Source organism: Acetobacterium sp. KB-1 (assembly GCF_003260995.1).
GTDB lineage: Bacteria > Bacillota > Clostridia > Eubacteriales > Eubacteriaceae > Acetobacterium > Acetobacterium carbinolicum.
On the sequence record NZ_CP030040.1, the window covers coordinates 3528831 to 3555655 of the forward strand.

General features: G+C 41.3%; 26 protein-coding genes. 25 read left to right on the plus strand and 1 reads right to left on the minus strand.

What is annotated here, in order from left to right; all coding sequences use genetic code 11:
- Positions 1 to 159: 159 nt before the first annotated feature.
- From DOZ58_RS16215 to DOZ58_RS16280, 14 genes are all read left to right on the plus strand, one after another.
- Positions 160 to 888, plus strand: coding sequence for an ABC transporter ATP-binding protein (locus tag DOZ58_RS16215; RefSeq protein WP_111889253.1), 729 nt, complete (start codon positions 160 to 162; stop codon positions 886 to 888).
- Between the two features lie 4 nt (positions 889 to 892).
- Positions 893 to 1813 carry a SufD family Fe-S cluster assembly protein gene (locus DOZ58_RS16220; protein WP_111889254.1) on the plus strand — a complete coding sequence of 307 codons (921 nt, stop codon included), beginning with the start codon at positions 893 to 895 and terminating at the stop codon, positions 1811 to 1813.
- 290 nt (positions 1814 to 2103) lie between these two features.
- Positions 2104 to 2472, plus strand: a complete 369-nt coding sequence (locus DOZ58_RS16225; protein WP_111889255.1) for a NifB/NifX family molybdenum-iron cluster-binding protein — start codon at positions 2104 to 2106, stop codon at positions 2470 to 2472.
- Positions 2473 to 2474: 2 nt separating this feature from the next.
- Positions 2475 to 2777 carry a BMC domain-containing protein gene (locus DOZ58_RS16230; protein WP_111889256.1) on the plus strand — a complete coding sequence of 101 codons (303 nt, stop codon included), beginning with the start codon at positions 2475 to 2477 and terminating at the stop codon, positions 2775 to 2777.
- Positions 2774 to 3628: a 4Fe-4S binding protein gene (locus tag DOZ58_RS16235; RefSeq protein ID WP_111889257.1), complete on the plus strand. Its 855-nt coding sequence runs from the start codon at positions 2774 to 2776 to the stop codon at positions 3626 to 3628. The genes DOZ58_RS16230 and DOZ58_RS16235 overlap by 4 nt, the downstream gene beginning before the upstream one ends.
- Positions 3606 to 4472: an ATP-binding protein gene (locus DOZ58_RS16240; protein ID WP_111889258.1), complete on the plus strand. Its 867-nt coding sequence runs from the start codon at positions 3606 to 3608 to the stop codon at positions 4470 to 4472. Before DOZ58_RS16235 ends, DOZ58_RS16240 begins: the two co-directional genes overlap by 23 nt.
- Positions 4473 to 4650: 178 nt before the next feature.
- Positions 4651 to 5019: a NifB/NifX family molybdenum-iron cluster-binding protein gene (locus DOZ58_RS16245; RefSeq protein WP_111889259.1), complete on the plus strand. Its 369-nt coding sequence runs from the start codon at positions 4651 to 4653 to the stop codon at positions 5017 to 5019.
- Between the two features lie 31 nt (positions 5020 to 5050).
- On the plus strand, positions 5051 to 5410 hold the full coding sequence (locus DOZ58_RS16250) for a DUF134 domain-containing protein (protein WP_111889260.1): 360 nt from the start codon (positions 5051 to 5053) through the stop codon (positions 5408 to 5410).
- A gap of 43 nt (positions 5411 to 5453) precedes the next feature.
- Entirely contained in the window at positions 5454 to 6665 is a 1212-nt protein-coding gene (locus tag DOZ58_RS16255) for an iron-sulfur cluster carrier protein MrpORP (RefSeq protein ID WP_111889261.1), read from the plus strand.
- 288 nt (positions 6666 to 6953) lie between these two features.
- Positions 6954 to 7478: an FmdE family protein gene (locus DOZ58_RS16260; RefSeq protein ID WP_111889262.1), complete on the plus strand. Its 525-nt coding sequence runs from the start codon at positions 6954 to 6956 to the stop codon at positions 7476 to 7478.
- 57 nt (positions 7479 to 7535) lie between these two features.
- A complete protein-coding gene (locus DOZ58_RS16265; protein WP_111889263.1) occupies positions 7536 to 8624 on the plus strand; it encodes an ABC transporter substrate-binding protein in 1089 nt (362 codons plus the stop codon).
- Between the two features lie 4 nt (positions 8625 to 8628).
- The gene (locus tag DOZ58_RS16270; RefSeq protein ID WP_111889806.1) at positions 8629 to 9711 is read left to right on the plus strand and encodes an iron ABC transporter permease; all 1083 of its coding nucleotides are present in this window, start codon (positions 8629 to 8631) and stop codon (positions 9709 to 9711) included.
- Positions 9698 to 10453 carry an ABC transporter ATP-binding protein gene (locus DOZ58_RS16275; RefSeq protein ID WP_111889264.1) on the plus strand — a complete coding sequence of 252 codons (756 nt, stop codon included), beginning with the start codon at positions 9698 to 9700 and terminating at the stop codon, positions 10451 to 10453. Before DOZ58_RS16270 ends, DOZ58_RS16275 begins: the two co-directional genes overlap by 14 nt.
- Before the next feature lie 125 nt (positions 10454 to 10578).
- Positions 10579 to 11910 (plus strand): HdeD family acid-resistance protein, encoded by a 1332-nt coding sequence (locus DOZ58_RS16280; RefSeq protein ID WP_111889807.1) that lies wholly within the window; start codon positions 10579 to 10581, stop codon positions 11908 to 11910.
- A 24-nt stretch (positions 11911 to 11934) separates the two neighbouring features.
- On the opposite strand, the gene DOZ58_RS16285 is transcribed toward DOZ58_RS16280, so the two are convergent.
- Positions 11935 to 12591 carry a Crp/Fnr family transcriptional regulator gene (locus DOZ58_RS16285; RefSeq protein ID WP_111889265.1) on the minus strand — a complete coding sequence of 219 codons (657 nt, stop codon included), beginning with the start codon at positions 12589 to 12591 and terminating at the stop codon, positions 11935 to 11937.
- A gap of 97 nt (positions 12592 to 12688) precedes the next feature.
- On the opposite strand from DOZ58_RS16285, the gene DOZ58_RS16290 reads away from it, so the two are divergent.
- The 11 genes from DOZ58_RS16290 (at position 12689) to acsB (ending at position 26755) form a co-directional block, all read left to right on the plus strand.
- Entirely contained in the window at positions 12689 to 13492 is an 804-nt protein-coding gene (locus DOZ58_RS16290; RefSeq protein ID WP_111889266.1) for an ATP-binding protein, read from the plus strand.
- A 496-nt stretch (positions 13493 to 13988) separates the two neighbouring features.
- The gene (locus DOZ58_RS16295; RefSeq protein ID WP_111889267.1) at positions 13989 to 14774 is read left to right on the plus strand and encodes an AAA family ATPase; all 786 of its coding nucleotides are present in this window, start codon (positions 13989 to 13991) and stop codon (positions 14772 to 14774) included.
- A 167-nt stretch (positions 14775 to 14941) separates the two neighbouring features.
- Positions 14942 to 16867 carry a corrinoid activation/regeneration protein AcsV gene (gene acsV, locus DOZ58_RS16300; RefSeq protein ID WP_111889268.1) on the plus strand — a complete coding sequence of 642 codons (1926 nt, stop codon included), beginning with the start codon at positions 14942 to 14944 and terminating at the stop codon, positions 16865 to 16867.
- A 17-nt stretch (positions 16868 to 16884) separates the two neighbouring features.
- Positions 16885 to 17532, plus strand: coding sequence for a DUF3786 domain-containing protein (locus tag DOZ58_RS16305; protein ID WP_111889269.1), 648 nt, complete (start codon positions 16885 to 16887; stop codon positions 17530 to 17532).
- Positions 17532 to 18188: a DUF3786 domain-containing protein gene (locus DOZ58_RS16310; protein ID WP_111889270.1), complete on the plus strand. Its 657-nt coding sequence runs from the start codon at positions 17532 to 17534 to the stop codon at positions 18186 to 18188. Before DOZ58_RS16305 ends, DOZ58_RS16310 begins: the two co-directional genes overlap by 1 nt.
- 186 nt (positions 18189 to 18374) lie before the next feature.
- The gene (acsD, locus tag DOZ58_RS16315) at positions 18375 to 19310 is read left to right on the plus strand and encodes an acetyl-CoA decarbonylase/synthase complex subunit delta (protein ID WP_111889271.1); all 936 of its coding nucleotides are present in this window, start codon (positions 18375 to 18377) and stop codon (positions 19308 to 19310) included.
- 19 nt (positions 19311 to 19329) lie between these two features.
- Positions 19330 to 20670 carry an acetyl-CoA decarbonylase/synthase complex subunit gamma gene (gene acsC, locus DOZ58_RS16320; protein ID WP_111889272.1) on the plus strand — a complete coding sequence of 447 codons (1341 nt, stop codon included), beginning with the start codon at positions 19330 to 19332 and terminating at the stop codon, positions 20668 to 20670.
- A gap of 67 nt (positions 20671 to 20737) precedes the next feature.
- Positions 20738 to 21523 carry a carbon monoxide dehydrogenase/acetyl-CoA synthase methytransferase subunit gene (acsE, locus tag DOZ58_RS16325; protein WP_111889273.1) on the plus strand — a complete coding sequence of 262 codons (786 nt, stop codon included), beginning with the start codon at positions 20738 to 20740 and terminating at the stop codon, positions 21521 to 21523.
- Positions 21524 to 21805: 282 nt separating this feature from the next.
- A complete protein-coding gene (gene cooS, locus DOZ58_RS16330; RefSeq protein ID WP_111889274.1) occupies positions 21806 to 23704 on the plus strand; it encodes an anaerobic carbon-monoxide dehydrogenase catalytic subunit in 1899 nt (632 codons plus the stop codon).
- A gap of 25 nt (positions 23705 to 23729) precedes the next feature.
- Entirely contained in the window at positions 23730 to 24515 is a 786-nt protein-coding gene (locus DOZ58_RS16335; RefSeq protein ID WP_111889275.1) for an AAA family ATPase, read from the plus strand.
- A 71-nt stretch (positions 24516 to 24586) separates the two neighbouring features.
- Positions 24587 to 26755 carry an acetyl-CoA decarbonylase/synthase complex subunit alpha/beta gene (gene acsB / locus DOZ58_RS16340; protein WP_162624593.1) on the plus strand — a complete coding sequence of 723 codons (2169 nt, stop codon included), beginning with the start codon at positions 24587 to 24589 and terminating at the stop codon, positions 26753 to 26755.
- The last annotated feature ends 70 nt before the right edge of the window (positions 26756 to 26825 follow it).

Consider the following 26825-nt stretch of genomic DNA (forward strand, 5'->3'; position numbering starts at 1 on the left):
ATTTTGTTTTTTATATTTCAGTTAGAAATATATCCAAACGAAGTAATAAGTGGTAAAATAAAAAGTGAAAATAAGAAGTGTCTGGAAAATGCCTTTGCATTGACAAACAAAAACCATGATTAGCTTAAAAACTTTGAAAGAAAAAGGTAAGGAGAAAAAATGCTAAAGCTTGAAAACATTTCATTTGAAGTTGAAAATGAGAAAGAAATTTTAAAAAATGTCAACCTAACCATTGAAAAAGGGAAATTTATCGCCATCACTGGACCAAATGGCGGCGGGAAGTCGACGCTGGCCCGAATTATTTCTGGTGTTTTAAAACCAACCCGAGGGAAAATCACCTTTTATGGTGAAGATATCACTGATTTATCGATTACCGAACGAGCCCAAAAAGGGATCAGTTTCGGTTTTCAACAACCGATCCGCTTTAAAGGGATTACTGTTCATGATCTGATCAATATTGCCAAAGGAGAAGATCTTTCAGCTCTGGAAGCAAGTCATTATTTATCGGAAGTGGGTCTTTGTGCCAAGGATTACATCCACCGGGAGTTGGATGATAAACTGTCCGGGGGCGAAATCAAACGGATTGAAATTGCGACGATCATCGCTCGAGATACCGCATTATCTATTTTTGATGAACCGGAAGCGGGCATTGACTTATGGAGTTTTAATCATTTAATTGATGTTTTTATGAAGATTCATAAAAACAAAGAGAAATCAATTGTTATCATTTCCCATCAGGAGCGTATCCTGGATGTGGCAGATGAGATCATTGCGATGGTTGACGGAGCAATAATTGTGCGAGGCGCCAAGGAAAGTGTATTGCCGGAATTGCTCCATTGTGAAAATCCTGAAAATTGTGCATATTGCCAGGATATCGTGGAGGCATAAAGAAATGAATGAGATAGCAAAAAAATTACTAAAAGACGTGACGGGGCTGGAAGACATGCCTAAAGGTGCCTACAATATTCGTGAAAACAGTAAAACGGTATCCAGACAGTCCAGTGAAAACATCGAAATTGTAGGAAAAGAAGACAAGTCCGGGATTGACATTATCGTTAAACCCAATACTAAATCCGAAAGCGTTTTTATACCGGCTTTGGTTTCTTGTGGTGGGGTTTCGGACCTTGTTTATAATGATTTTTTTATTGGAGAAAATGCCGATATCACGATTATTGCAGGATGTGGTGTCAGTACTGGCGATAGCTGTGATGGTTCTGAGCATAATGGGATTCATCGATTTTTTCTGGGTAAAAATTCCCGAGTCCGATATGTAGAAAAGCACATCGGTGTGGGAACCGGCACTGGAAAACGGGTTATTGATCCGGTAACAGAGGTGGTGCAGGAAGAAAACAGTTATATGGAAATGGAAACTACCCAAATCAAAGGGGTCGATTCCACCAGACGGTTTACCAAGGCGAACCTGAAAGTGGGCGCTACCCTTGTGATTAAAGAAAAACTGATGACCCATGGGGAACAATTTGCAGAATCAAAATTTGAAGTGGATATGGATGGGGAAGATTCCCGTGTGAACCTTATATCGCGTTCCGTTGCCCGGGATTATTCAAGGCAAACCTTTATCTCGAAAATAAGCGGGAATACCCGATGTATGGGTCACTCCGAATGTGATGCCATTATCATGGATCATGGCGTGGTGAGTGCGATCCCGGAAATCACGGCTAATAGTCTGGATGCAGCCCTGATTCATGAAGCTGCCATTGGTAAAATTGCCGGAGAGCAGATCATTAAGCTTATGACTCTGGGTCTCACAGAAAGCGAAGCAGAAGCAAAAATTATTGATGGTTTTTTAAATTAACGGCGATAGAACCTTAAAAATAGTGGTGTTGGCAGATTTTAAAGGCAGATACTAAATAAAGTATGAAATGATTAAAACTGATTTCTCAAATCGTGAGAGATCAGTTTTTTTTTAAGTGCGCAGCGGTTCGGGATTATCAAAAGGATAAATATGACCAAATGTTTTGGTTTTAAGTCGTTTACGGTGAAGAAATATAAAAGGTATGAGAAAAGATAATTGTTGACATATGTTTTTAAAGGAGTATAATGGTTATTAAAGACATATGTCAATAAAAAAACAAGGAGATATCGATGAAAATTGCAATACCAGCTGATGAACAAATTTTAAATAGTGAAGTGTGTATGTCCTTTGGACGTGCACCATATTTTTATATTTATGAAACACTGACAAAAATGGGACACTTCATTGAAAATACGGCAGCAAGCAGCCCTGGAGGGGCGGGCGTTAAAGCGGCCCAAATCGTTGTCGATAATCATGCGGATATTTTAATAACACCGCGGTGCGGCGAAAATGCGGCTGAGGTTTTCAAGGCCACCAAACTTGAGATCTATAAGAGTAAGGTTGGTTCAATTCAGGATAATATTAATGCTTATCTGGATGAAAGATTAACGGTTCTGGACCAGTTTCATGCCGGTTTTCATGGGGTTAGCGGAGCTTGACGATGAAAATTCAATTGATCAATGGCGTGTCTCAAGGAACAATGGGGATTATTTCCCGAAAAATTGGAGAAAAAAAGCTCGTTGAACGTATTCTTCAAAATGAATTCGCAGCAGTTGGATTATGTCAGGGAGATGTTATCAGCATCCTGGAAGCCAGTGACATTGCTGAAAAAACATCAGATGTTGTGGTAACTGAAATTTCTGGGGTGTGTCCTCAGCATATTATTTGTCTGGCAATTCTGGGTGATATCACATCTGTCGAGACTTCTCTGGCGGCGATAGAAAGTAGGTTGATGAGTAAGTGAAATTAGCAGTACTCAGCGGAAAAGGCGGGACCGGAAAAACTCTGGTGTCGGTTAATCTGGCAGCAGTAGCAAAAGAATCTGTTTATGTGGATTGTGACGTTGAAGAACCAAATGGTCATTTGTTTTTTAAACCAACAGATGTGAAAACAAAAAAGGTAGTGAATAAAATTCCTGTGGTGGATGAGGATCTTTGCCTCGGTTGCCGAAAATGTGTAGACTTTTGTAAATTCAACGCGCTCGCCGCGATTGTTGATAAGCTACTTGTTTTTGATGATATTTGTCACGCCTGCGGGGGCTGTATCATGCTTTGTCCGAGCAACGCTTTGTCTGAAAAAGATAAGGTTATTGGAGTAATAAATTCAGGTGTTTCCGAAGCCGTCAAGGTCATTTCTGGGGTTTTAAATACCGGTGAAGTATCGGGAGTACCGATTATCAAAGCGTTGTTAAAAAAAATAGCTGATGAAAAAAGACTGACCGTGATTGACTGCCCACCAGGTAGTGCATGTGTGGTGATGGAAAGTATTCGCGATGCGGATTATTGCATCTTAGTAGCAGAACCAACCGTTTTTGGGCTCAGTAACCTGATCTTAGTTCATGAACTTGTGAAAATTTTTAACAAGCCTTATGGGGTCGTAATTAATAAAGGCATGGAAGGTGAGAATTTAATTGATACTTATTGTCTTGAAAATAAGATCAAGGTGTTAAGTAAAATACCTTTTGATTGCGAATTGGGAACGCTTAATTCCGAGGGCGAAATTGCATCAAAAATCGAGCCATACCACAGCATATTTTATGCGTTGCTTCAAGCCGTCATGAAGGAGGTGCAAGATGAAACAATTGCTTATTCTTAGTGGAAAAGGCGGAACCGGAAAAACAACGGTGGCAAGTGCATTTATCAAACTGTCCCAGGCAAAAGTCTATGCTGATTGCGATGTGGATGCCCCTAATTTACATCTTGCGATAAAACAGACCAGTCAGCCTAAGAGAAATGATTTTTTCGGGATGCCAAAGGCGGAAATTAATACAATTTTGTGCGCAAAATGTGACCGCTGTGTCGAAAATTGTCGTTTTGATGCAGTCCAGGTGGTTGACAATAACTATTGGATTGATCCATATCTGTGTGAAGGTTGTGGTGTCTGTGAAATGGTTTGCCCAGTTCGAGCGATCAATTTGAAACCTCATATTTCCGGAGAACTGATGCTATATGATAAGGATGTGATCTTTTCAACTGCTCAGCTCAAAATGGGTAGTGGCACATCGGGAATGCTGGTTACTGAAGTAAAAAAGCAAATGAAATCTATCGATCGCGGTGATGAGCTAGCGATAATTGATGGATCACCCGGAATTGGTTGCCCTGTTATTGCTTCGATCAGCGGGGTGGATATGGTCTTAATTGTTGCTGAACCATCGGTTTCTGGAATCAGTGATATGGAGCGGATCATTAAAACAGCCCAGACCTTTCATACAAAGACGGTTGTATGTGTGAATAAATACGATGCAAACTTAAAAAAAACCAAAGCGATTATCGATTATTGTCAAGCTCACGACATTCCATATGTGGGAAAAATACCTTATGATAAAAGTGCTGTTGAAGCGGTAAATAATGGATTAACGCTGGTCGATGTTTTTTGTGAGGCTGGCGCTGCAGTTCAGGTAGTGTTTGGTAATACGATGGAAATGTTATTAAGAAATTAAGCTAAGAGCACGTTTAGAAAAAAATAAATCAACAGGTAATGAAGATGAATAGCATGGAAAAGCAATATTGTTATTGACATATGCCATTCATGTATTATAATAATGCTGTTGATAACAGAGGTTAATGATCTTAATAACAAAAAAATCAATAACAACAAACATAATCGGAGGAACTATTATGAAAATTGCATTACCAACACGAGAGAACTTAATTGATGGCCATTTTGGTCACTGTGAGTATTATACGGTATTCACCATTGATGAGCAAAGCAAAGAAATATTGAGCCAGGAAATAATTGCTTCACCAGCAGGATGTGGCTGCAAATCCAATATTGCCACAACACTTAAAGAAATGGGCGTAGAACTTTTGCTCGCTGGCAACATGGGCGAAGGGGCTGTAAATGTACTTAAAAAGTCTGGCATCGAAGTTGTCCGGGGGTGCGCCGGGAATGTTAAAGAAGTGGCGCTAAGCTGGTTGGCTGGTTCTGTTATGGATTCTGGCGAAATGTGTCATGCCCATGAAGCTGGTCATGAGTGCCAGCACTAAGTCAATCAATTTGGATAAGGAGAGTTAGTTTATGTCCAGACCGGTAAAATGGAAAAAAGTCTGTTGTTTACCAGAAACGGATTTGTTTGGACCCCTTAATGCAAAAAACAGGGAAGATGGAATTATTACCATGTCAGTAGAAGAGTACGAAACGATCCGCTTGATTGATCTGGAAGGTATGCTTCAGGAAGAGTGTGCAGAAAGTATGCACGTGGCACGAACTACGGTCCAGAAAATTTATAATGATGCCCGAAAAAAGCTGGCTGACGCATTGGTTAACGGTAATGTCTTAAAAATTGAAGGCGGCAATTATAAATTGTGCGAAGAAGGCCAGGAAAATTTCGGCTGCAGCCGATGCCGTAAACAGCGGATGAATGGAAGCAACAATTAGAGTTAAGAAAAAACGATAAAACAAACGAATGAGGAGAATTGTTATGAGTGAAGAATGCAGTCAATCCTGTGGATCATGCGGCGAAGAGTGTGAAGATCGAAAGGTAGATTTTTCAGAACAACCGCATGAGCTAAGTAGAATAAAAAAAGTGATTGGTGTTGTCAGTGGAAAAGGTGGGGTTGGAAAATCGATGGTTACCTCCCTGATGGCAGTTACAATGAGACGAAAAGGCTATCATACCGCTATTCTAGATGCTGATATTACGGGGCCATCGATTCCCAAAGCATTTGGGATCAATGAAAAAGCGATGCCCACAGAATTAGGACTTTTTCCGATATCCAGTAAAACCGGAATCGAAATTATGTCCATTAACCTATTGTTGGAAAATGATACCGATCCGGTGGTTTGGAGAGGGCCGATTATTGCCAACACCGTTAAACAGTTCTGGACCGATGTGATCTGGGGCGACGTTGATTATATGTTTGTGGATATGCCGCCGGGAACTGGTGATGTGCCATTAACCGTCTTTCAATCGCTGCCGGTAGACGGGATTATCATTGTCACATCGCCTCAGGAATTGGTCTCAATGATTGTTGCCAAAGCCGTAAATATGGCAAAAATGATGAAGATTCCGGTGCTCGGTTTAGTTGAAAACATGTCTTACTTTAAATGTCCGGACTGCGATAAAAAGCATTATTTATTTGGTGAAAGTCGCATCGAAGAAGTAGCGAAACAACATGGCATTGAGGTTGTGGCCAAGATGCCGATTGATTCCTCCCTTGCCGGAGCCTGTGATAAAGGGCTGATTGAATTATTTGATAACACCTGGCTGGATCATCTAGCCGAGACGCTGGAAGTGAATTTAGACGAAAATACAAAAGAAAATGGAGAACTAAAAATGAAAATAGCAGTAGCAAGCGATAATGGTATAGTATCTGGTCATTTTGGCCATTGTGAAAGTTTTATGATTTATGATACCGTGGATGGTAAGGTTGTAACGACTGAAGCCGTACCAAACCCTGGCCACAAACCGGGATTTTTACCGGTATTTTTAGATGAAAAAGGTGTCAACGTTATTATTTCCGGCGGAATGGGCGGCGGTGCAGTTGATATTTTTAACGAAAAAAATATTGAAGTCATTACCGGTGCCCAAGGCAAAGCAGAAGATCTCGTTAATAGTTATCTATTGGGAGAACTGGTTTCGACCGGGTCTGTCTGTCACGAACATCAACATCATGATGAGTGTGGCGAATAAATTAAAAATTCCTAGCCAAGTAAAAAAAGCTGTTTATCGGGATCAAAACTAGAATTTAATCATATCCAGTCGTGAAATTAGTATTGACGGCTGGATATTATTATGTTAGAATAATGCTTGTATATACAAGGAGCTGGTGTTTTGCTGAAGCAAAATGTACATCTAAGAAAAGTACGTTGATCCGTATATGTGTTATACTGGGAAAGATTAATAAAATTTATAATTATGTGTCTGAAGACTCACTTTTGTGAGTCTTTTATTTTTTGAAAATTTAAGGAGAAAAGCAAAATGAATCAGAAATTATGGGAAAAATCGGTCGAGTTTCACGGACATCATTGTCCCGGATTAGCCATTGGGGTGAGAGCGTCACAGGAAGCGATTAAAGCGCTCAATGTTTCATTTTCAGAAGACGAGGATGTGGTTTGTATTACTGAAAACGATGCCTGTGGGGTTGATGGGGTACAGGTTATTTTAGGATGTAGCGTAGGAAAAGGTAACCTGCTGTTTAGAAACCGCGGAAAACAAGCCTTTTCATTCTTTAATCGCAATACCGGCGAAAAACTCAGACTGGTTTTAAAAGCGCTACCAGAAATGGAGCGGGATGAAATGGAAGCCTATATCTTAAATGAACCAGATGCCAGCAAAATCTTTGACTTTAAAACCCCGGATTATGAATTACCAGAACGGGCCCGGATTTTTCAGAGCGTGATCTGTGAAGAATGTGGCGAAAAAACCGCTGAGCATATGATTCGCCTGGAAAATGGCAAAAAAGTCTGCGTGGATTGCTCCAATCCCTACACTCGAGGTTTTTAAAGAACGCCTTTGCGGTTAGAAGAGAACTAAGGCAATAATTTGAAAGAGGTGAAACGAATGAAAAGAATCGTTGCAGTTTTATTGAGTTTAATGATGATGGTAACTTTTGCGGCCTGTACCAATACAATAGCAGAGACCACTGAGAGCGAAACGACCACAAAGGTTGTGACCGATAGTTTGGGCCGACAGGTGGAAGTGCCGGCCGAGATCACCAGTGTGGGTTCACTTGGTGTTATGCGGCTGTTAACTTATATGGATGCGGCCGATTTGGTGACTGGTGCAACGGATATGGACAACGTTCAAGTACTGACCCGTCCATACACGTTGGTTAATCCCAATTATGCAAGTCTGAAACAGATTGGTCAGGGCGGTGCCGGTGGAATTGTCCCCTTTGACGAAGAAATCATCAAATTGGCACCTGATGTGATTTTTGTGGTATCCGACTACACCCAGACCGATGAATTGCAGGCAAAAACCGGTATTCCTGTGGTGGCGGTAGCGAATCCCGGGCTGTTTGATGGAAAAATGGATGCTTCGATCGATATTATCGGCCAGGTACTGGGCAAAGAAGATCGTGCCAACGCAGTTAATGAATTTATGGATGCGGCTCAAAAAGATCTCAATGACCGGACCAAGGATATACCAGAAGCCAGTCGTATTACTGTCTACAACGGCGCTTTGAATTTTAAAGGCAAACACGGTTTTGATGGCACCAGCGGGAACTATGGACCCTTTGTGGCAATCAACGCTAATAATGTCGTCGATCAAACGGGACAAAAGACGGCATTTACTGTGGATCTTGAGCAGGTATTGGCCTGGAATCCGGAGATTATTTTCCTTAATCCAGAGAACATGGATCTGGTCAATGAACAGTATACCCAGAATCCAGACTTTTTCAACGCACTCAAAGCGGTTCAGGACAACAAGGTTTATACTCAATTGGCATATAACAATAACTATACCAATGTTGAGATTGCCTTGGCTGATGCTTATTATGCAGGAACTGTTGTTTATCCTGACAAGTTCAAGGATATTAATATTGAAAAGCAAGCTGACGAAATTTTTGAGTTCCTGCTTGGTGAAAAATTGTATGCAAAATATGTAGCAGCAGGTCAGGGCTTTGGTCCGCTGACAATTGGTAAGTAAAAAAATGGACAACAAAAAAAAGACGGCTTGCGGAGTTAACTATGATCAATACGTTCACCGCAAGGTTTTGACCATTGTAACTCTGGTGGTGTTGACATTTCTAACCGCTCTTTTTGCTATATCTGCTGGTTCAGCTGATATTCCGGTCTTGGAAGTACTTAAGGCACTGTTCGGATTTGGAGCGGCCAAAAACGTGCTGGTTACCGTCAATATCCGGTTGCCGCGAATTCTGATGGCGATTGTCGGAGGGATTGGGCTGGCTGCTGCTGGCTGTGTCATGCAGAGTATTTTAAAAAATCCGCTGGCATCGGCATCAACTCTGGGTATTTCCCAGGGAGCTTCTTTTGGCGCCGCGATTGCGATTACCTTTTTGGGTGGCGGAACCGTGATGGGAAATACCGCCAGTGCCGTGACCGTTAATAACCCCTATTTAACGAGTATGTGTGCATTTGCAGCGTCTATGTTTGTCACCCTAGTAATCTTAGGACTATCCAAGGCCCGGAAAGCTTCGCCGGAAACCATGATTCTGGCCGGGGTTGCACTCAGCTCGTTGTTTGCCGGAGCGACAGCACTGATTCAATATTTTTCCTCAGATGTTCAGATGGCTGCCATTGTATTTTGGACCTTTGGGGATCTGGGGCGGGCCAGCATGCAAAATATCCAGGTAGCTGCCGTGGTTACTGCTGGAGCACTGATTTACTTTATGTTTAACCGCTGGAATTACAACGCCCTCGAGTGTGGCGAACATACGGCTACCGGGCTGGGGGTCAATGTATCCCGGGTTCGGCTTATCGGAATGACGGTGGCTTCTCTGACAGCGGCAACGATCGTGTCCTTTGTGGGGATCATCAACTTTATCGGTTTAATTGCCCCTCATATTATGCGTCGTTTTGTGGGCAATGATTATCGCTACTTATTACCGGCATCAGCTTTAACAGGAGCTTTGATGCTGCTCGTCAGTGATACATTTGCTCGTCTGATTGTCTCACCAATTATTCTGCCAATCGGGGCCATTACCTCATTCCTTGGGGCTCCGTTATTCTTATATCTCATATTTAAAGGAGTTGGTCATAATGCTGAAAATTGATGCCTTAGAATTTGGCTATCGATTCAACCGAAAAATTTTGGATCACATTAAATTCGATGTAAAAAATGGCGAATGTGTGGCGATTTTAGGTAACAACGGGGCTGGGAAAAGTACCATGTTAAAGTGTCTGAATAAGATTATCTCACCCCAAAAAGGCCGGGTGGTGGTAAATGAGGTGGACATTCTTAAACTCAATCGTCTGGATATTGCAAAGAACACAGCTTATGTTGCCCAAAAAAGCGAAGGCAGCCGAATCACCGCTTACGATGCTATCTTGTTAGGGCGAAAACCCTATATCAAACTGGCGCCCAAAAAAGAAGACTATGAAATTGTCGAAACAATTATAGAAAGTATGGATTTAGAAGCGTTCTCATTGCGTTATATTGACGAGTTAAGCGGCGGGGAATTGCAAAAGGTGATGATCGCCCGGGCCCTGGCCCAGGAGCCGAAGGTTTTGCTTCTGGATGAACCCACCAGTTGCCTTGACCTTAAGAATCAGTTGGAGGTCTTAAAACTGATCCAGAGCATTACCAAAGAAAAAGAAATTGCCGTTGTCATTGTGATCCATGATCTGAACCTGGCACTGCGGTATTGTGACCGGTTCCTCTTTCTCAAAGACACGGAAATTTTCTGTTATGGCGGAATGGATGTGATGACCTCCGAAAACATCGGTGCCGTTTATCAGGTCCCGGTAGCTGTTGAATCGTACCAAAATCAGAAGGTTGTGATTCCTTTAACCTGAAATAGGCAAAAATTCTGGTTTGTTTAGTTGAACCAGAGTTTTTTGTTGCAATTAATCTAAATAATACGATTGTGGGCCTTCGCGAAGTCTGATAAAATAGAAGAAAAGTCAGGGGGACTATGCCGATGTCAGCATTTAAGAATACAGCTCCGATTGTTTGGTTATTAATATCCATTGCGGTATTTGCCGGTGGCATGATTATGCTGCTTGATGTCAAGCTGGCTTGGAATATGATTATTACCAGCATCTCGATTATGCTGGTGGTGGTCGGGATTATGTATCTGTCAGCTATTTTTCTAAAAAAGGGCGAAAGTAAGTTTAAAGAGTTGGGAATTGGAATTTTATCTCTGTTGGGCGGGGTTTTTACCTATCTCAACCCGCAGTATTTAAAGGTGCCGTTTAGTTTTGCAATTGGGATGCTGGGGATTATTATTGGTTGCTTTGTTTTATTAAGTAGCATTAAATTAAAAAAAGACGGTGCTTCCTGGGTGTGGACCTTGCTGGTGGCTCTGGTCTATATCGGCTTGGGTATTAACATGGCTTTTTTGACCACAACAGGCCGGATCTTTGGCATTATCTTCGGCGTTTATCTGATCTTTTTTGCTTTAAATATTTTTGGCGATGCCTTGGTCAGTTTGATGAAACACAATGATGGGGCCAAAAAAGCCAAGAAGCACATTCGTGTAACCCTACCACTGGTATTTGCTGCGTTCCTGCCGATGCGGATGTTAAAAAAAGTGAATGCATTGGTGCAAGAAGAACCGGATGCTTTATTATTGCTAGAAGACCACTCCATAGAACGAACCACCGATATGGAGATTTTTATCCATACCAAAGAAGGATTGATTCCGGGCATGGGTCATGTGGATGCTGCCATAGGCGAGTGTGTTTACAGCTATGGCAATTATGACGATTCCACCTGGAAGTTAGGGGGCTTTTTAGCTGATGGCGTTTTGGTTGAAATGCCCAAGACCGAACATGTTAAACAGGCGCTGAAAGTTGAAAAGAAAATTTTAATGGGCTATGGCCTCGCACTGACGCCAGAACAAAAAAAAGGGGTTCAGGAGCAGCTGGATGATCTCCTGTCTCACGTTCTTCCTTGGGAGCCAAAGGCGGAGCAGGCGGACAAAGGCGAAATCAAAGGAAATGCAAAGGATTTTGAGGATGTTTCCAGTCAGCTTTATAACGATGCAAAGGCCAGTTTTTATAAATTTAAACAGGGCAACGAGTTTAAAACCTATTATGCCCTGGGAACGAATTGTGTCAAGTTGGTGGATACGCTTGTCGGTAAAACCGGAATTGATCTGATCAAGATCAATGGCATTATTACTCCCGGTGCCTATCTGGATTATCTGGATCGTCTTTATGACCGGGGCGATTCCATTGTGGTTTCCCGTACCCTGTATCAGGACATTGAAAATAAGAGGGAAAAGGAAATAACAGTTAGTCCGGCCTAGAACGCTCAGCTTTTACTTGGGCCATTAAAGCAGCTTGAAATGATTGTGGTCGTACTCAATGATTCCGTCTTTTTGAAGTTTGGAAAGAACCCGGGATAGGGCACTGCGGTCGACACATAAAAAATCAGCTAATTCATTGCGCGTAAAGGGAATCTCAAAAGCGAGGTTCCCTTTTTTTTCGGCCTGTAACGACAGATAGGAGAGTACCTTGTCTTGAATAGTCCGCCGCGATAACAACTGGTTTTTACTGCTGAGGAGGATGTTCTTTCGGGCGAGTATCTTCAGTAGATTCTCAATCAGGTGATTGTGAAACACACAGGAGTTAGGACAGGTATTAATAATCCGTTCGATCCCCAGAAACATGACGGCTGTGTTGGTTTTTGCCAGCACCGTGACGGGGCTTTCTTTAATACCGGCACTGGCAAAAGCTTCGCCAAAAATATGGCTGGGACTTAGTTCCGTGAGAATGGATCGATTACCGTAATAATCCTCTTGAATAACTTGGACTTCTCCCGATAAAATAACCCCCACAGTGGTTACCGGCTGGCCAGTCAGTAAAATAATCTCCCCCCGGTCATAATTTTTTTCTTCACCACCCAGGCACTTTAGCATGGCTTCCAGGTTTTCGTCGATGCCATCGAATAATTTAACTTTTCTTAAAACATCTAAATTTTTATTCATAATTATCCTTTGTGTTGCATATGCAACGGTAGTTTTGGGTAAATTATATTATGATTGGTTCAAGAAATCAATACCAAATTCCAAGGAGGAAAATAAGATGATCCGAAAAATAATTACAATAGATGAGAATAAGTGCAACGGCTGTGGATTATGTGCAGAAGCCTGCCATGAAGGCGCAATTGGAATGGTTGACGGCGTGGCCAAATTACTACGTGACGACTACTGCGACGGATTGGGAGATTGTCTGCCAAGTTGTCCCACCGGAGCGATAACCTTTGTGGAACGGGAAGCGGCAGCTTATGACGAAGCCGCGGTCTTAGAAAATATGAAAAAAAAGGAAACGACACAAAATAGTGGCGCGAAAAAAGCAGGCGGATGTCCGGGAACCCAAGCAAAAACCATTGTCCGAGAAACGATAGCGACCGATGACGGACCGGAACCACTGCCATGCGGATGCCCCGGCTCATCTTCTAAGGCCATTGTTCGGGAAACCGTGGCTACGGAGAAACCAGCACCAACTGAAGCGCTCGAATCACAACTTAGACAATGGCCGGTTCAAATTAAGCTGGCACCGGTTAATGCCCCTTATTTCAATGGTGCCCACTTGTTGATTGCGGCAGATTGTACCGCCTATGCCTATGCTGATTTTCATAATCGCTTTATCAAAAATAAAATTACCTTAATCGGTTGTCCAAAACTAGATGCCGTTGACTATGCGGATAAGCTGACTGAAATATTAAAACGTAATGAGATTAAAAGCGTTACTGTCGTCCGAATGGAAGTTCCCTGTTGCGGAGGGATTACTGCAGCAGTTACCACGGCACTTAAGGATTCAGGAAAAATGATTCCATGGCAGGTATTGACCGTCACTACTGATGGAAAAGTATTGGAGAATGATTAAAGAAGCATGATAAAGCAATGTATTGTCTTAGGCGAAGAAAAATTAAGATAAGCGCTTAGGTATTAATTCCTGGCAGTAAGCTTGGCTAAAAAAAGTGTCCTGTAATTATTCGCCCCCAAAATACAGCCATATCCAAAATTTTTGTGGATATGGCTCTTTTTAGTTTGCATATGCAAAATTTAAGTAGCTTCAGCGATCGAAAATAAAATGCATTACAAGTATTTAGAGCGTGGATAAAGTGCAAAAAAATACAGTATTTATCATGGTTTCGTAAACCTTTGCAGAAAACAGAAAAAAATAATTTATAAAGGCTTTAATTTGCTCATTAAGCGATAAAGTTATGTTGTAAAATCAGAATGATTATGTTATGATAACCCTGTCGATACATATATATACAAGTTGACAAAATACGAATTTTTCCTGTTGATAAATCAGTGGGTATAACTTACACTGAAAAGAGAAAATTGACCGGAGAAACGATAATGGAGGAAACATTATGGCTTTTAATATTGCAGTTGCGGGTAAGGGTGGCGTTGGTAAAACAAGTCTTACCGGTATGCTTATTGAATATTTAGTTGCAGAAGGTCTGGGTCCAATTTTAGCAGTGGATGCCGATGCCAATGCAAACCTTAACGAAGTACTGGGGGAAGAAGTGGAACTTTCCATTGGTGAGATTAAAGAAGAAGTAAATCATGCCGAAATGGATGGGGTACCATTGCCTCCAGGTGTGACAAAAACAGACTTTTTGAGACTTCGGTTAAATCAGGCCGTTGCCGAAGGAAATGGTTATGATCTTCTGGTTATGGGTCGCAGCCAGGGTGCTGGTTGTTATTGTTATGTTAACGGAATCTTAAAAACTCAGCTTGATATGCTGGCAGGTAACTATCAATATATTATCGTTGATAATGAAGCGGGGATGGAACATCTAAGCCGGGGAACGCTCGGTCGAATTGACATGCTTATTCTTGTCAGCGACTGTTCCCGTCGCGGGATTCAGGCAGTTGGCCGAATCAAAGAGTTGGTTTCTGAACTTAAACTGAAAGTACCAGTGATTAAGCTGATCGTCAACCGCGCCCCAGATGGCGTTTTAAACGAAGGAACAGCCGAAGAAATTAAAAACCAGGGGCTTGATCTTATTGGTGTTGTGCCATTAGATCAGAATGTGTTTGAATTTGATGCTTATGGCAAACCGTTGGTTGATTTACCATCTGATTCGCCAGCCAAGGTTGCGCTACGCGATATTGTCAACAAACTTGAACTGATCAAAAACGGAAAAAAATAAATGCCTGATTAAGGCTCTTAAGACTTATTGACAAACAGATTAAGTAGCACCGACAATTGTTATATCTAAAGAGATTATCAATTGATCGGTGCAGACGTTTGTCGAGAAACATGGGGCTGTTTGGCAGCCCTTTTAGACGGAAACTGCGGAAAAGGGGAGGTTGTTATATGAATAAGGTGCGATTTAATATTAAAGGAAAAAGATCGGTTGATTTAATCGCGAGCGATGGAGAAAATTTACTAGAAGCCGCCAGAAGAGCTGGTGTTATGATTGATTCACCGTGTAGCGGAAACGTGACCTGCGGTAAATGCAAGGTTAAAATAGAGTCGGGTCAGGTTAGAACAGAAAAATCCAGGCATATTTCTGAAGCAGAAATGGCCCAGGGGATCGTACTTTCATGTAATTCAACCATCATAGAAGATATCGAGGTGGAAGTACCGGATTTAGCGTCTTCTTTTGTAAACGAAATGCAGATCACCGATCTATCGGTCAATGAGAATAAAAATATTAAATACGTACGTAAGAAAATGATCAAAGAAGGAATGACCAATGCCAGCCGACTCTGGTCTGAGATCATCAAGTTGCCGTGTCCCAGCATTGAAGATAACAGTGCTGATGAAGATCGTCTAAAGCTTTATTTTAAGCAGCAATTAGGCTATGAAGATATTGCCATCAGTTTAAATGTCATCAAGAAACTGCCAGATGCTTTTAGAAAGAATGATTTTTTGATCGAAGTCGTTTATTTAAAACGCCGGGAAGTGGCTGAAATTCTGGATGTCAAACCGGCAAACAGTGAAAAATCGGTTCTGTACGGGATTGCTCTGGATATTGGGACAACTTCGGTGTCGGCCTGTCTGGTCGATATGAATACCAATGAAATTTTAACAAAGGCTTCAATGGGGAATGCCCAGGTTAAATATGGGGCGGATGTTATCAATCGAATTGTTTATTCAGAAAAACCTGGTGGCTTGGAAAAACTGCGCCGTGCCATAGTTGATGAGAGCATCAATAACCTTATTGAAAAACTGGTCAATACCATTGGCATCAGCAAAGAAGATATTTATGAGGTCTGTGCGGCCGGAAATACGACCATGAACCACTTGCTGTTGGGGCTTAATCCGGACTATTTAAGACGGGAACCATTTATCCCGGTCATTAATGACATCCCCGAAATGAAATGTGCAGAATTAGGGATTACTGTTAATCCGGAAGGAAAAATATATTTAGCTCCTTCGGTTGCCAGTTACGTAGGCGGCGATATTACCGCCGGTGTTTTTGCGGTACCCGTTTGGATGCGGGAAGATTTCACCATGCTGGTGGATCTGGGAACAAACGGCGAAATTGTCTTTGGAAATAAAGATTTTCTGATGACCTGCGCCTGTTCAGCCGGACCTGCTTTTGAAGGCGGTGAAATTAGCTGCGGTACCCGGGCTGTGCCTGGAGCGATTGAGCAAGTTACTATCAATGACGGAGACTTAAGGCCTTTTTATAATACCATTGGTCAGGTTAGCCCAGTGGGAATTTGTGGTTCAGGGATCATCGACTTAATTTGCGAGATGAAACGAACGGGTATAATCAATGGAAAAGGCCGAATGGAACGGGAGCTGAATCATCCTCGAATCAAGTTTGATGAATACGGCATTGGTCAGTATTATCTCTACTCCAAAGAATTGGATAATGGTTCTAAAGATGTATATATTACGGAAATTGACATTGACAGTTTTATCAAGGCAAAAGGAGCGGTCTTCTCCGCGATCTATATTTTAATGGAAAGTCTGGATATGTCCATTGATGTTCTGGAAAATATCTATGTCGCCGGGGGTATCGGTACCAATCTGGATATTACCAATGCTATCGCCCTGGGGATGTTGCCAGATATCCCGGTGGAGAAATATTACTACATCGGTAACAGCTCGATGCAGGGATGTTACCTGGCATTGACCCTCAGTGAAGGAAAAGACAAGATTCGGGAGATTTCTCAGAATATGACGTATATGGAATTAAGCGTCCACCCAACTTATATGGATGAGTTCATATCAGCCTGTTTTATCCCCCATACCAATATGAATTTATTTCCTTCCCTGGAAAACTGAAAATAGGAGATTTTTAAATGGAAAATACGTTACGGGATGAAACCGCAATTGAAGAAAAAAGAAAAGATAAAATACCCTACGAACACTACAAGGGCTTGTTAAAGGACCATAATCCCCAGATGATTGCGGCTAACAGTACCTGTCCTTATAATGAAAAAGATAATTTTTTCACAGTCACCCTGATGGGAACGCCATATAAGGTGACCTATCCTCAGGGTGATGTGACTGATCTGGACAGCCGGGATTTTGATAATTATAAACTCAAAACCATGATTTTACGGTATTTGATTAATGCTAAAGGGGTTAAGGCCACCGGCGAAAACATCGCCTATCGGGATGTTTCCGGTGGGAATGTCTACTATCCCTGTTTTGAAGGGCGTTGTTTAAAACGTTTTGCCTTTACCTTTAATTACAATCTTGACGGTTTAAAAAAGGCCATGGCTGTTCTAAAAGCAGAGCCACAAAGTATTGGTGATCTTTCATGGCGTTTTGAAGTCATTAATAATATGTTTATGACTGCTATTCTCTGGATTGGGGATGATGAATTCCCACCGGAAGCGCAAATATTATTTGATGCTAATTTCCCCAGTGCCTTCAGTGCTGAGGATATGGCCGTAATGGGTGATATTTTTATTCCGGCATTAAAAGAACTCAGCAAAAAATAATGAAACAATCAAAGATACTAAATATTGATCCCCATTTTTCGGAAAGTAGTTATATCATCAACCGGGATTTATTTAAAAATTTTGATCCTGTTGCGATGAGTCAAAAGTCTCTTTGTCCCTTCGATCCGAAAAATGGGCGGTTTGAAATAATGGTCCTGGGTGAATCCTATTTTGTACTTCATCCCAGCGGTCTGGTTTTGAATGCCCGAGAGGAAGAATTTGATAATTACTCGGTCAAAATTTTTATTCTTCGCTACTTAATGAATGCCAACGGAAAAGAAGCAACCAACGAATGGATCAGCTTTAAAGAATTTCCGGATGGGCCCATTTATTATTCGAATTTTCATAAACGCTGTATTCAAGTTTTTGCGCAAATTGGCAATGAGAGGCCGGAACAGCTTAAACACTATATGAGCCTGCAAAAAGCTAAGACCTATGGTAAGGGTGATCTTTCCTGGCAGTTTACGGTGACACCGGGGGTTGATCTCATCTGGATTTTATGGTTTGGCGATGATGAGTTTGAAGCAGAGGCTCAAATATTATTTGACAAAAAATTAACAGACGTCTTTAATATTAAGGATTTGGCAATTTTAGGCGATGTTTTGATGATTTCGCTGAAAACCTTTACGCTCTCTTTAGACTCTAAAAAAAATTAGGATAAATTTTAGAAAAATGCCGAAAAATAATTGACAAACTTTTAACTAATAGTGTACAATCTGTGTATACTTATATATACAGGTAAAAAGCTGTAAAATATGTAATGGTTTTAATTTGGTTTTAAAGTGTGAAGCTTTGAAATAAATATTTTGAAAAAAGGTAACAGGTTAGGAGGAAACAAAAAAATGCCATACAAAAAAGCAGAACAAAAATTTAGTGGCAAGATCAACGCATGTGAGATAGGTGTAGGAGATGCAGCTATCAGCATTGGCGGAGAAAACTCATTACCATTTTTAGGTACTGAAGGCTTCAAAACCGCAGTTGGAATCGCAATCTCTGACACAACCGATGAATGGTCAGATTGCTTTGGAACAATTTACGGTGACGATCTTAAAAACCCAGCGGCTTTGGCAAAAGCAGCAGTAGAAAAATCAGGTGCGGACTTCTTATTAATTAAACTTGAAAGTGCTGATCCAAACGGTGCTGACAATTCAGTCGAAAACTGTGTCGCGACAGCGGTAGCTGTAGAAGCGGCAATTAGCGTACCTTTAGTTGTAGAAGGATGTAAAAACGCAGACAAAGATGCTAAGTTACTGGAAAAAGTTGCTCAAGCTCTTGAAGGAAAAAATGTGGTTTTATTTTCTGCTGTAGAAGACAATTACAAGACCATCGGTGCTGCCGGCGGAATGGCTTACGGACAAAAAGTAGCCGCAGAATCCTCAGTTGATATCAACCTTGCAAAACAATTAAATATCTTATTAACACAATTAGGTGTTAAAGGAAAAGATATTCTGATGGATGTTGGTTCAGCAGCTGTAGGCTATGGCTTTGAGTATGTTGCATCAACCATGGATCGTATTCGTTTAGCTGGCCTAGGTCAAAATGATGAAAGTTTACAAATGCCAATTATGACTAATATTTCTGGTGAAGCGTGGGGCGTTAAAGAAGCGGTTTCCACCCTTGAAGATGCACCGGAATGGGGCGATCAGGAAGCACGCGGGGTTGGTATGGAAGTATCAACAGCGGCAGCTTGTGTTGTTGGCGGATCAAACGCAATCATCGTAAGACATCCAGAATCAGTTAAGGCGATCAAAAGCTTAGTTGCTGGAATCATAGGTTAGGAAAGGAAGGCGAATACAAATGGCAGTAAAAGGTTTAGATATTTTTAAACTCACTCCTAAGACAAACTGTAAAGAGTGTGGTTTCCCAACATGTATGGCTTTCTCTATGAAAGCAGCTACTGGTGCTGTACCCATCGAAAAATGTCCATACATTTCAGAAGAGTCCAAAGAATTATTATCAGAAGCAACAGCTCCACCAATGAAAACTATCAAAGTTGGCGCTGGCGAAACTGAAAAAGCGCTTGGTGGCGAAACAGTCTTATTCAGACATGAAAAAACATTGGTTAACAAAAACTTATTTGCAGTTGAATTATCAGATGCAATGAGTGACGCTGATGTGGATGCGATTTGTGCTACTTTACAAAAGGTAAACTATGACCGTATCGGCGAAATGATGTCGGTTGAAGTTGTCGCCGTACGTTTTGTTTCTGATGCAGCTAAATTTGCGGCTTTAGTTAAAAAAGTTGCAGATTGCGGAAAAATTCCAATGATCGTGACTGTTGATGCTGAAGTAGCAAAAGCAGCGGTTGCAGGTGCTGGCGCTGGCGCTATCATCATGGGCGCAACCAAAGATAACGCAGCAGCGATGGTAGACGTAGCTAAGGCTGCAGATGCTGTTCTTGGTGTTTCTGCAGACAGTATCGAAGCACTACACGACTTAGTTGAAGCAATTGAAAAAATGGGCTATAAAAAACTGGTATTAAACGTAGGCGAAACTTCCATTAAAGAAGCTTACGCAAATGCAGTTGATATTCGTACCGCAGCAATCAAAGGCAATGACCGAACATTTGGCTATCCTTCAGTCGTGTTTGCCAACAAACTGGCAACTGGCGATATCAACCTACAAATTGCTCTGGCATCGGCTTTTGTTCTGCGATATGGTTCCATTATTGTTATGGAAGAAATGGACTTTAACGCTGCATTGCCGCTGTTTGGTTTAAGACAAAACATCTTTACCGATCCTCAAAAACCAATGCGTGTTGAACCGAAGGTTTATGAATTTAACAAACCAACCGGTAATGATCCTGTTTTAGTTACTGTTGACTTTGCATTATCTTATTTTGTTGTTGCTGGTGAAATTGAACGATCTAAGGTTCCTGCCTACCTGGCAATTCCAGATGCAGGTGGTTACTCTGTTCTGACCGCTTGGGCTGCTGGTAAATTTGGATCAAGCGTTATTGCTAACTTCATTAAAGAAAACAACGTTGCCGATGTAACGACATCTCGTAAGTTAATCTTACCTGGTAAAGTTGCCGTTCTTCAGGGCGATCTAGCTGAATTACTACCTGAATGGGAAGTAATCGTTGGACCAAACGAAGCAATGCAATTACCGAAGTTCTTAAGAGACATGCAAGCATAATATCAATCTGTGCTCGGGACTCATCCCGAGCGCACCTAAATATTTTTCAATTTGAAAGGGGAACAATATGTCAAAATTTATGGTTATTGGTGAAAGAATTCACTGTATCTCTCCTGCAATTCGTCAGGCTTTCGCAGATAGAAACCCTGAGCCAATTCTTTTAAGAGCAAAAGAACAATTAGAAGCGGGCGCAGACTACTTGGATTTAAACATCGGACCGGCTGAAAGAGGCGGCGAAGAATTAATGCAATGGGGTGTTAAATTGCTCCAGGAAAACTTCGATAATGTCCCATTAGCGCTTGATACAGCGAACATGAAAGCGATCGAAGCGGGAATCCAGGTTTATAACCGATCAAAAGGAAAACCAATTGTAAACTCTGCAGATGCAGGCGACCGTATTGAATATGTCGATTTAGCAGCAGCTAATGACGCGATGGTTATCGCTCTTTGCTCTAAAGAAGGTGTGCCAGGAAATAAAGACGAACGTATTGCTTACTGTTCAGAATTATTAGAACGTGGTATGGAACGAGGAATGGAACCAACAGATTTATTGTTTGATCCATTATTCATTGTAATCAAAGGCATGCAAGATCAATTAGTTGATGTATTAGAAGCAATCCAGATGATTACTGACATGGGCTTGTTAACAACGGGTGGACTTAGCAACGTATCTAACGGTGCGCCAAAACATATCCGTCCATTATTAGACTGTGCTGTTTTAGCAATGGCGATGCAATGTGGATTCAGCTCTGCAATCGTTAATCCTTGCGACAAACGATTAAGAGAAACAATCGTAGCTTGCGATATTATCAAAAATAATATCCTTTATGCAGATTCAGTACTTGAGTTCTAGAAATACCTTTATAAATTAAAATAGGTATTTGAAAATACTCATAAAAAAAAGCCCCCGACCACAATTCATCACTTGCTGCACAAGGTACGATGAAGGTCAGGAGCAAACAACTATGTATAATGTATCACTCACCTACATTGTATAACATTTAACAATGTTTGTAAAGGGAATTTTGATGTTTTTTTAAGATATTACAAAACTTTTTGCAAATGCGTAAAAATAAGTATTATACGAAACAGGTGCTTTGATATAAATTATAAAATTTAGAGAGGTAGAAAAAATATGAGCAATGAAATTTTAAACTACGATAAGGTCGCTGAAGCTTCCCTTGCGAAAGCTCAAAGAGATGGCGCAGAAACAATGTGGGATCGCCGTGCTGCACAAAAAACCCAATGTGGTTTTGGAGAAGCGGGGGTTTGTTGCCGAATTTGTGCAATGGGTCCATGTCGTGTAAGTCCAGTTCCTGGAAAAGGCGCTGAAAGAGGTATTTGTGGAGCTAACGCTGACACAATTGTTGCAAGAAACTTTGCCAGAATGGTTGCCGGCGGAACTTCTGCCCATTCAGATCATGCCCGTGATATCGTCCATGCGATGCATCATTCATCAGCGGAAGGCCCATTCAAAATCCGTGACGAAGCTAAATTAAGACGAATCGCAGCAGAATGGGAAATTGCTGATGCAGACACTAAAGAAACCTATGCCTTAGCACATGAATTATCAGCGATGGCTTTGGAAGAATTTGGTAAACCTTTTGGAACCCAACGTTTCTTAAAAAGAGCACCACAAGCTCGACAGGATGTCTGGGCACGCGAAGATATCGCACCACGCGCTATTGATATGGAAGTAACCACTTTAATGCATTCTACTCATATGGGTTGTGCTGCTGATTATGAAAGTCTTTTCAGACGTGGTATGAGAACTGGTATGTCTGATGGATGGGGCGGATCAATGATCGGTACTGAATTCTCTGATATTATGTACGGAACACCAACCGCGCGGGCATCTTCTTCAAACTTAGGTGTTATTGATGCCGAAATGGTTAATATTCTGATCCATGGTCATGATCCTAACCTGGCTGAAATGGTTGTACTGGCAGCTCAAAACCCAGAAATGGTTGAACTGGCAAAAGCTAAGGGTGCTAAAGGCATTAATATTGTTGGGATGTGCTGTACAGGTAATGAAATGACCATGAGACATGGTATCAAAATTGCCGGTAACTTCTACCAACAAGAAATGTGTATCATCACAGGTGCTATTGAAGCTGTTGTCGTTGATGTTCAATGTATCTTCCCGGCTCTGCCTGAACTGGCAAAAACATATCATACCCGATTTATCAGTACTTCTGAAAAGGCTAAAATCTCAGGAGATTTATTCTTGAAATTCTCTGAAGAAACTGGCTTGGACAATGCTAACGAAATCGTTAAATTAGCCGTTGAAAACTTCCCGAACCGTGATGCTGCTAAAGTAGAAATTCCAGACATAAAGCAAGATACCATGGTTGGTTACTCTGTTGAAGAAATTATTAACCATTTGGATGCAGTTGTTAACTCACAATTAGAAGACAAACTGGGTACTGTTAAACCTTTAACTGATGTTATTTATGCCGGTGTTTTTCGTGGTGCTGCTGGTGTTGTTGGTTGTAACAATCCAAAACAACAGCATGACTATGCTCATATTACCGTAATGGAAGAACTAATTAAACGTGACGTAATCTGTGTTGTTACAGGTTGTGCTGCTCAAGCTGCTGCTAAAGCTGGTTTATTAACATTAGAAGCAAAAGAAAGATGTGGCCGTGGTCTTTTAGAAGTCTGTGAACGTGTAAACATTCCACCAGTGCTTCACTTGGGATCTTGTGTCGATATCAGTCGTATCCTGCACATTGTAAACTTATGTGCCGACGTTCGAGGGATTGACCCTGCTTTATTACCAGTTGTTGGTATCGCTCCAGAATGGATGTCAGAAAAAGCTGTTTCAATTGCAAACTACGTAGTAGGTTCTGGTATCAATACTTACCTTGGTGTTATTCCACAGGTATTAGGTTCACCAAACTTCACAAAATTATTGACCGAAGATTGCCAGGAATTTATCGGAGCACATTTCGTATTTGAAAAAGATCCAATCGTTATGGTTGACAAAATCATGGAAGACATGGAAGCGAAACGAACTGCTTTAGGTATCTAATTAATAAAGATAGACAGGTGAAAAAATGAAAATAGCATTAACAGGAAAAGGCGGAGTTGGGAAAACAACCATCTCAGCAAGTTTGAGCCGATATTTTGCCGATGAAGGATATAATGTATTAACAGTTGATGCTGATCCCGATGCCAATCTTGGCCTTGCCTTGGGCATGAGTGAAGAAATGATTGCAGAAATAGTTCCCATATCAGAAATGAAAGATTTAGTGGAAGAACGAACAGCTGCCGATACCGGTTCTTTTGGATCAATGTTTAGAATGAATCCAGAAGTTGCTGACATTCCTGAACGTTATGCCAAAGAGTTTAATGGCGTCAAGCTGTTAACCATGGGTACCGTCGACACCGGAGGATCTGGCTGTGTATGCCCGGAGCATGTCTTATTAAAAATGCTCATGAGCCATCTGGTCTTATACCAAAAAGATGTCGTGATCATGGATATGGAAGCAGGTATTGAGCATTTGGGTCGGGGAACAGCTGGAGCAGTCGATGCGTTTATCGTCGTCGTTGAGCCGGGAGTCCGTAGCATTCAGACATTTCATAAGGTTAAATCCATGGCAATGGATATCGGTGTAAAGCAGGTTTATGTTATTGGAAATAAAATCCGCAATGACGGAGATATCGCCTTTATAAAAGAAAAAGTTGGAGATGAAAACATCATTGGTTTTTTAAACTACCGGGATGCCATATCAGAATCTGACCGTAACAATCAATCCCCTTACGATGATCCTGCCATGAAAGAAGATATTGCCGTTTTAGGTAAAAGCATTCTGGCGATTGTCGATGAAAAAAAGAAATAACAAATTTTTAAAAGTGAACAAAAATCTAATGTTAATTGAACTAACCTAAGGAGGAAAAAGTCCATATGAATATGAATCTTTTTGATATAATTTACGACGGCCAAGCTCAGTACCTGAAACGTGCTGAAGAAATGGTAGCCAAAGTCGTTGCTGAAAAGGGAAAAGAAACACCAGTTAAATTCCCAGGTACTGCTTATGCCTTGCCTTGTATCTATGCCATCACCGGCAAAAAAATCACCAATGTAGGTGAATTAGAAGATGCGTTGGCACTGGCTAAAGAAAAAATTCACCGCACCAATTACCTGCAAGACGCACTAGATGCTGGTACAGCTGCGGCAATGTGTGCAGAAATTATCGAAGCAGTTAAATATGTTTACGAAGAACTTCCATACGAAGGTCGTCACGTTGAAGATTTAAATACTACTGATGTTCGTTACTTAGGACATATCACCGATGCTGAAGTACGTAACTTCGGTGTGCCATTGGTAACAGATGACATTCCTGGTGTTGCTGTTATTATCGGTGAAGCTAAAGATGCTGAAACACTTGCGGCAATCGTAAAAGACTACCAGGGCAAAGGTTTATTAACCTTCATGGTTGGTAAAGTTATTGATCAGGCGATTGAACAAAAAATCAAAATGGGTATTGATCTTCGCGTTATTCCTTTGGGATACGAAATTGAGTCCGTTATCCACGTTATATCCGTTGCGATTCGTGCCAGCTTAATCTTTGGTGCAACACCTCCAGGCGACTTCCTGGCGCATCGAACTTATACAAAAAATCGTGTTAAAGCATTTGTTAATGTATTTGGACCATGGGATAATAAAATTATCGCTGCCGGTGCTGCTGCTATCGAACTTGGCTTCCCAGCAGTAACAGAAACATTCATCAATGAAGTACCAACCTTATTATTACACCAACCAGATAACAGCAAAGTTGTTGCCACTTCTTTAGAAGCCCGTAACATTAAAATCAAAGTTACCGAAATCGACTGTCCAGTTGCTGTTTCTTCAGCATTTGAAGGTGAACGTGTTCGTAAAGATACTATGTTTGCTGAATTCGGCGGAAACAAAACGGAATGTTGGGAACTGGTTACAACCGGCGAATTAGCTGAAATGGAAGATCACAAAATCACGATTGTTGGACCAGATATTGATGACGCGATGTTTGCAGGCAAAGACGTTGTTCGTTTGCCAATGGGCGTTGTTGTTAAAGTAGCTGGAAAACAAATGCAAAAAGACTTTGAAACCGTTCTTGAAAGACGTATCCATTACTTCACAAACTATATTGAAGGGGCAATGCATGTTGGACAAAGAAATATTGCCTGGATCCGTTTAACAAAAGAAGCGTTTGAAAAAGGCTTCCGCTTAAAACATATCGGTGAAGTTTTATACGCAAAAATGCGTTCTGACTTTGATAAAGTTGTTGATAAATGTGAAGTAACTATTTACACCAACGCTGAAGATGTCAAACGTCTTGGCGAAGAAATGGTAAAACCAATTTACTCTGAACGTGATGAACGAATGGGCGCACTGACTGATGAAAGTGTCGATGAATTCTATACCTGTTTATTATGTCAATCCTTTGCTCCAAGCCACGTTTGTATCGTAACACCAGAACGTTTAGGTCTTTGTGGTGCCGTTTCCTGGTTGGATGCCAAAGCAACAAAAGAATTGGATCCGATGGGACCAAACCAACCAATCGTTAAAGGAGAGGCCATTGACGAACGTCTTGGTATCTGGGAATCTTGTAACGAAGTAGTCGCACGAGATTCGCAGGGTGCGGTTGAACAGGTTACACTTTATTCAATCCTTGAAGATCCAATGACTTCCTGTGGTTGCTTCGAATGTATCTGTGGTATCATGCCTGAAGCGAATGGTGTTGTTATTGTAAACCGTGAATTCGGCGATACTTCACCCGTTGGAATGACCTTCGGTGAGTTGGCTTCGATGACTGGTGGTGGGGTTCAAACGCCAGGCTTCATGGGTCATGGTCGATTCTTAATCGGTTCTAAAAAATTCATGTCAGCTGAAGGTGGTTTACCACGTATCGTTTGGATGCCTAAAGAATTAAAAGACGATGTAGCTGAACGTTTAAACAAGGCTGTATTTGAAATGACCGGTATTGAAAACTTTGCAGACATGGTTTGTGATGAAACAATTGCCAGTGATTCTGAAGCAGTATTAGAATTCTTAGAATCAAAAGGACATCCAGCCTTGGCGATGGATCCAATTATGTAATTAAATTTGACTTAAGTCGAATTTTGTAACATGCCTGAAGGCAGAGCACAGATGTGTTCTGCCTTTTTTT